At 65.5% G+C, this 6,422-nt stretch carries 7 protein-coding genes; all 7 read left to right on the top strand.

Annotated elements, in window-relative coordinates:
* Positions 1–224 precede the first annotated feature (224 nt).
* Entirely contained in the window at positions 225–1,367 is a 1,143-nt protein-coding gene (locus VN419_RS13625) for an OmpA family protein (protein WP_325647763.1), read from the top strand.
* A 131-nt stretch (positions 1,368–1,498) separates the two neighbouring features.
* Positions 1,499–2,683 (top strand): 12,18-didecarboxysiroheme deacetylase, encoded by a 1,185-nt coding sequence (ahbC, locus tag VN419_RS13620; protein ID WP_325647762.1) that lies wholly within the window; start codon positions 1,499–1,501, stop codon positions 2,681–2,683.
* A gap of 98 nt (positions 2,684–2,781) precedes the next feature.
* Complete coding sequence (gene hemB / locus VN419_RS13615; protein ID WP_325647761.1) at positions 2,782–3,768, top strand: porphobilinogen synthase; 987 nt, start codon at positions 2,782–2,784, stop codon at positions 3,766–3,768.
* Positions 3,769–3,776: 8 nt separating this feature from the next.
* Entirely contained in the window at positions 3,777–5,003 is a 1,227-nt protein-coding gene (gene ahbD, locus VN419_RS13610) for a heme b synthase (RefSeq protein ID WP_325647760.1), read from the top strand.
* 9 nt (positions 5,004–5,012) lie between these two features.
* Positions 5,013–5,462: an MOSC domain-containing protein gene (locus tag VN419_RS13605; protein WP_325647759.1), complete on the top strand. Its 450-nt coding sequence runs from the start codon at positions 5,013–5,015 to the stop codon at positions 5,460–5,462.
* A 3-nt stretch (positions 5,463–5,465) separates the two neighbouring features.
* Positions 5,466–5,924, top strand: coding sequence for an AsnC family transcriptional regulator (locus VN419_RS13600; RefSeq protein ID WP_325647758.1), 459 nt, complete (start codon positions 5,466–5,468; stop codon positions 5,922–5,924).
* 36 nt (positions 5,925–5,960) lie between these two features.
* The coding region (rpe, locus tag VN419_RS13595) for a ribulose-phosphate 3-epimerase (RefSeq protein WP_325647757.1) at positions 5,961–6,422 on the top strand (462 nt) is incomplete at its 3' end.

Below are 6,422 nucleotides of genomic sequence, written 5' to 3'. Positions count from 1 at the left end.
GTCGTCAGCAGTTGCGCAAGGGCCTTGTGCAGTCGCGGGAGCAGCTGCTGCGCGTCATGGGCCAGGTGCCCGCCCCGACGAGACTTCTGCAATAGCCGCCGCGCCGCCCGCAGCGCTTGCCGTGGGGTGCGGTACGCATTTTGCTTCATGCCCGGCAGGGCCCGCGCCAGCGTCGGGGTTTTGTCGCGCGCGGGGAAATTGCCTTTTACCATCGAGAGTTGCCCATGAAGCGAAGCCTCTTTGCCATATTTCTTGCCCTGTTCACCCTGTTGGGCCTTGCCGCCTGCGCCAACCTGGAGCCGGGCGTGACGCAGCAGACCAAGGTCTACCGAGACGCCCCGGTGGAGAAATCCCGGCTGGCCATCAACGTGCGGCCAAAAAGCAGGCTGTACGACTCGCCGCAGGTGCTCATGTATCCCTTCTGGGTGGCCCAGAAGATGGACAACCACATGCTTGTGGGCCGTGAGCTGGCACGCCTGTTCCACCAGACCTGGACCGGACTCGACGTGTTCCAGACTCTGGCCTACGACCCCCAGCTGGTCTACCGCGGGCCGGAGCAGGCCATCAGTGTGGCGCGCCGCGCCGGGGCCGACCTCGTGGTCGTGGGCATCATCCCCTATCTCATCACCGGCGGCAGTGTGGACAGCACGGCCATCACCCTGCAGATCCGCATCTACGAGACCAAGAGCGGCAATCTGCTCCTGTCCATGGACCAGAGCGCGCGCGTGAATTCCAAGCGCACACAGGACTGGATCCTCTTCAGCATCGAAACGCGCCTGTCCGATTCGCCCATCGCCGAGGCCATAGCCTCCATCGCCGGGGACATGGCCGTGCCCATCAAGTCGTGGTTGCCACCCACCGACGAGGAATTGGGCTTTGCCGACAATTCCCAGGCCATGACCCGCAATATCCTCGCCAGCGGCGGGTATGGGGCTGGCGGGCAGTTCGGCCAGGGCGCAATGGATGCGCGCGGCATGGCTGCGGGCCTGGCCAACGGCGAGGGGGCGAACAACAGCCTGAAGCTCAAGGTGGAGTTCGATTTCGACTCCGCCCGCATCCGGGAAGAGTCCTTCGGCCTGCTGAACGAACTGGCCAAGGCCCTCAAGTCCGACTCCCTGCGCGGCCGTAAGGTGGTGCTGGCCGGGCATTGCGACATCGTGGGCACCGACGAGTACAACCAGAAGCTCTCCGAGCGCCGTGCGGCCTCGGTGAAGGCCTACCTGACCAGCAAGGGCGGAGTGGACCCCGGGACCATACGCACCGTGGGCTACGGCAAGAGCCGACCCCTGGTGCCCAATACCAGCGCAGCCAACAAGCAGCGCAACCGCCGCGTGGAAGTGAGCCTTGACGGGCAGGGCGGTAAATAGCGGTTTACTTCGACAGGAATTGTTCCTATCTAGGGCGGCTGCGGCCGCCCTTTTTTTCGGCTTTGCGCCCGGCCCCGTTTGTGGTACGAATCCGCTCCGCGACACCAAACGTTTTCAAGAACGAGGTTTTCATGATCGGCATATCCAAACTTTACTGCGGAGCCGTCGAGGCTTCCGATGCCCTGCGCTACAACCGCGAGTCCGGAAAGCTGCCCTCGCACCTCCTGCAGTTCTCGAAAGACAAGAAGCCCGTTGTGGTCTGGAACATGACCAAGCGCTGCAACCTGAAGTGCGTGCACTGCTATGCCAAGGCCGTGGATCCCGACGGGGTCGACGACATCAATACCGCCCAGGCCAAGACCCTCATCGACGATCTGGCCGCCTACGGCGCTCCGGTGATGCTCTTTTCCGGCGGCGAGCCGCTGGTGCGCCAGGATCTGGTCGAGCTGGCCAGCTACGCCACCAGCAAGGGCATGCGCGCGGTCATCTCGACCAACGGCACGCTCATCACCAAGGAGAAGGCCCGCGAACTGAAGCAGGTCGGCCTGTCCTACGTGGGCATTTCCATCGACGGCGGCGAGGAAGTCCACGACAAGTTCCGCGCCGTGCCCGGCTCTTTCAAGAAGGCCTTGCAGGGCGTGGAGAACTGCATGGCCGAGGGCCTCAAGGTGGGCCTTCGCTTCACCATCAACAAGCGCAACCAGGGCGAAGTGCCCAAGGTCTTCGAGATCGTGCGCCAGCTTGATGTGCCGCGCATCTGCTTCTACCACCTGGTGTACTCCGGCCGCGGCTCGGAGCTCATCAAGGAGGACCTGGACCACACCGAGACCCGCGCCGTGGTCAACCTCATCATGGACGAGACCCGCGCCCTGTTCGACGCCGGCCGGCCCAAGGAAGTCCTCACCGTGGACAACCACGCCGACGGCCCGCTGGTTTACTACCGCCTGCTGAAGGAAGACCCCAAGCGCGCGGCCGAGGTCATGGAGCTGTTGCAGATGAACGAGGGCAACAGCACCGGACGCGGCATCGGCTGCATCTCCTGGGACGGCAAGGTCCACGCCGACCAGTTCTGGCGTCAGCATGTGTTCGGCAACGTGCTGGAGCGTCCCTTCTCCGAGATCTGGGACGATCCGAACATTGAGCTGCTGCACAAGCTGAAGGACAAGAAGCCCCACGTGGGCGGCCGCTGCGCCACCTGCAAGTTCCTGAACATCTGCGGCGGCAACTTCCGCGCCCGCGCCGAGGCCTACTACGGCGACATCTGGGCCCAGGACCCCGCCTGCTACCTGACGGACGAAGAGATCAAGAAAGACTAGCCAGACCGAACGGGGGCCTCCGCACAGGGGGCCCCCGCCCTCCATACCGGCGCGCTCCCCGGCGGAGTTGCGCCGCTCTGCAACGAGGAGACAGCGCCATGCTCGATTCCGACTTCTATCGTGGCCGCCGCCTGCGCATGAGCCCCGGCGTGCGCGCCCTGGTGCGCGAGAACGAGATCCGCCCGGCGGACCTTGTGATGCCCTATTTCGTGGTTGAGACCGACGACCAGGACTTCAAGAAGCCCATCGGCTCCATGCCCGGCCAGTTCCAGCTCTCCCTTGGCGAATTGGAGAAACAGGTGGCTGCGGCGGTCAAGAACGGCCTCACCAGCGTGCTGCTCTTCGGCATCCCCAAGGTGAAGGACGAACTGGCCACCCAGGCCTACGCCGACGAGGGCATCGTCCAGGAGGCCGTGCGCCGCCTGAAGGACCGCTTCCCGGAACTCGTGGTCATCACCGACGTGTGCCTGTGCGAGTACACCTCCCACGGCCATTGCGGCATTGTGCACAAGGGCGGGGAGATTCTGAACGACCCCACCCTGGACCTGCTGGCCAAGTCAGCCCTGTCCCACGTGCGCGCCGGCGCGGACATGGTCGCCCCCTCGGACATGATGGACGGCCGCATTCTGGCCCTGCGCCAGACCCTGGACGACAACGGCTTCACCAGCACGCCCATCATGAGCTATGCGGTGAAGTACGCCTCGGCCTTTTACGGCCCCTTCCGCGAGGCGGCGGAAAGCACGCCCAAGTTCGGCGACCGCAAGACCCACCAGATGGACCCGGCCAACAGCCGCGAGGCCCTGCGCGAGGCGGCGGCCGACCTGGACGAGGGCGCGGACATCCTCATGGTCAAGCCCGGCCTGCCGTATCTCGACATCATCCGCCAGCTGCGCGACACCTTCGACACGCCCATCGCCGCGTACAACGTCTCCGGCGAGTACAGCATGGTCAAGGCCGCGGCGCAGAACGGCTGGGTGGACGAGGAGCGCATGGTCATGGAGACCATGACCTCCTTCAAGCGCGCCGGCGCGGACATCATCCTCACGTACCACGCCGAGGACGTCCTCGGCTGGCTCAACAAGTAGGCGACAGCATGAGCGAGCATTCCAAAGGTCACATGGGCGGTCATCCCGGCGGGCATCCGGGCGGGCATCCGGGCGGCAAACCCGCTGGGCATCCCGGCGGCGGGCATCCGGGCAGCGTGGGCACGCATCCGGGCGAGCAGCCCATCGGCCAGGGCGTGGACGGCATGCCCCCCCTGCGCCTCATCGCCTGGGAGGTCACGCGCTCCTGCAACCTGGCCTGCAAGCACTGCCGGGCCGAGGCGCACCCCGAGCCCTACGAGGGCGAGCTGTCTACCGAGGAAGCCAAGGCCCTCATCGACACCTTCCCGGCCACGGGCAGCCCCATCATCATCTTCACCGGCGGCGAGCCCTTCATGCGCCACGACATCTTCGAGCTCATCCCCTATGCCAAGAGCAAGGGTCTGCGCTGCGTCATGGCGCCCAACGGCACGCTTTTGACCGCCGAGAACGCCAGGCGCATCAAGGATTGCGGCATCGAGCGCTGCTCCATCTCCATCGACGCGCCCGACGCGGCCGGCCACGACGAGTTCCGCGGCGTGAAAGGTGCCTTCGCGGCCTCCATGCAGGGCATTGAGCATTTGAAGTCCGTGGGCATGGAGTTCCAGATCAACACCACGGTGACCAAGGACAACCTGCACCAGTTCAAGGAGATCTTCCACCTGGCGGAGAAGCTCGGCGCCTCGGCTTGGCACATCTTCCTCCTGGTGCCCACGGGCCGCGCGGCCGAACTGGGCGCGCAGGTCATCAGCGACCTTGAATACGAGGAAGTGCTGAACTGGTTCTACGACTTCCGCAAGACCACCAGCATGCAGCTCAAGGCCACCTGCGCTCCGCACTACCACCGCATCCTGCGCCAGCGGGCCAAGGAGGAGGGCGTGCCGGTGAACTTCGAGACCTTCGGGCTCGACGCCGTGAGCCGCGGCTGCCTGGGCGGCGTGGGTTTCTGCTTCATCTCGCATTCCGGCATCGTGCAGCCCTGCGGCTACCTGGACCTGCACTGCGGCGACGTGCGCCAGACGCCTTTCCCGGAGATCTGGCGCGGGAGCCAGCAGTTCCTGAACCTGCGCAACCCCAAGGTGTACGAGGGCAAGTGCGGCGTGTGCGAGTACGAGAAGGTCTGCGGCGGCTGCCGCGCGCGCGCGGCCACCATGCGCGGCGGCTACCTGCGCGAGGAGCCCCTGTGCTCCCATACGCCGGTGAAGCTGGCCAAGCTGGCCGAACAGAGCAAAGGCTAGGAGGCGCGCATGGCCGTCGTGCATTCCGTGTGCATCAGCACCAGGAAGGGCGAGAAGAAGAAGCCCGTGGAGTCCGTCACCCTGCGCGAGGACTTCGGCATTGAGGGCGACGCCCACGCGGGCAGCGGCCGCCAGGTGAGCCTGCTGGCGCTGGAGAGCCTGATGCGCATGCGCGAGAAGCTGGCCAGCATCACCCCCGGCGACTTTGCCGAGAACCTGAACGTGCAGGGCCTGAACGAACTGGGGCTGGCCGTGGGCAGCCGCTTCCGCGTTGGCGCGGCGGTGGAGCTGGAGATCACGCAGATCGGAAAGAAGTGCCACGACAGCGGCTGCGCCATCATGCGCGCCGTGGGCACCTGCGTCATGCCCAAGGAGGGCCTCTTCGCCAAGGTGCTCACGGGCGGCGTCATCCGTCCGGGCGACGAACTGACCCTTCTGCCTGCGAATAAGGGAGCATAGAGCATGGACGCCTACGACAAACAGATCCTGGACATCATCCAGTCGAGCTTTCCCGTTGACCCGCGCCCCTACGCCGTTGTGGGCGAGGCCGTGGGCCTCACCGAGGCCGAGGTGCTGGCGCGGGTGCGGCGCTTGAAGGCCGAGGGCGTCATCCGCCGCATGGGGGCCAACTTCGGCTCGCGCGAGCTGGGCTGGAAGAGCACCCTCTGCGGGGCCGAGGTGCCGACGGACAAGCTGGATCTCTTCATCGCCGAGGTGAACAAATACCAGGGCGTGACGCACAACTACCTGCGCGACCACAAGTTCAACGTCTGGTTTGCGCTCATCGCCCCCACCAGCGAGGCCGTGGAGGCCATCCTGGCCGAGATCACGCAGAAGACAGGGGTGGAGATCATGAATCTGCCCGCCAGCAAGCTCTTCAAGATCAAGGTGGACTTCGCCATGGGCGAGGCCGCCGAGTAGACAGGCGAACAGGCCGCACGCAACCAGGAGTCCGACATGATCCTTTCGCCTTCGCTTCTCTCCGCCGATTTCGCCCGTCTGGCCGACGAACTGGCAGCGCTCAAGGCCGCCGGAATCAAATGGGCGCACCTGGACGTCATGGACGGACATTTCGTGCCGAACATCACCTTCGGCCCGCCGGTCATCGCGGCCATGCGCAAAACCAGCGACCTGTTCTTCGACTGCCACCTGATGATCGACGAGCCGGGCCGCTACATCGACGAGTTCGCCAAGGCCGGAGCCGACCTCATCTGCGTCCACGCCGAGGCCACCAACCACCTGGAGCGCACCTGCCAGGCCATCGCCCAGGCCGGGTGCAAGCCCGCGGTGGCGCTCAATCCGGCCACTCCCCTCGACACCGTGCGCTACCTGCTGCCGCAGCTGTCCATGGTGCTCATCATGAGCGTGAATCCCGGCTTCGGCGGACAGAAGTTCATCCCCTTCTGCATGGATAAGGTG

The organism is Humidesulfovibrio sp., from assembly GCF_035560995.1.
Lineage (GTDB): Bacteria > Desulfobacterota > Desulfovibrionia > Desulfovibrionales > Desulfovibrionaceae > Humidesulfovibrio.
This window is presented reverse-complemented; position numbering and strand designations above follow the sequence as displayed.

What these genes read in the sequence shown, in the direction of transcription:
- VN419_RS13625 (WP_325647763.1), top strand. Translation starts at nt 225, where the DNA reads ATGAAGCGAAGCCTCTTTGCCATATTTCTTGCCCTGTTCACCCTGTTG.
- ahbC (WP_325647762.1), top strand. Translation starts at nt 1,499, where the DNA reads ATGATCGGCATATCCAAACTTTACTGCGGAGCCGTCGAGGCTTCCGAT.
- hemB (WP_325647761.1), top strand. Translation starts at nt 2,782, where the DNA reads ATGCTCGATTCCGACTTCTATCGTGGCCGCCGCCTGCGCATGAGCCCC.
- ahbD (WP_325647760.1), top strand. Translation starts at nt 3,777, where the DNA reads ATGAGCGAGCATTCCAAAGGTCACATGGGCGGTCATCCCGGCGGGCAT.
- VN419_RS13605 (WP_325647759.1), top strand. Translation starts at nt 5,013, where the DNA reads ATGGCCGTCGTGCATTCCGTGTGCATCAGCACCAGGAAGGGCGAGAAG.
- VN419_RS13600 (WP_325647758.1), top strand. Translation starts at nt 5,466, where the DNA reads ATGGACGCCTACGACAAACAGATCCTGGACATCATCCAGTCGAGCTTT.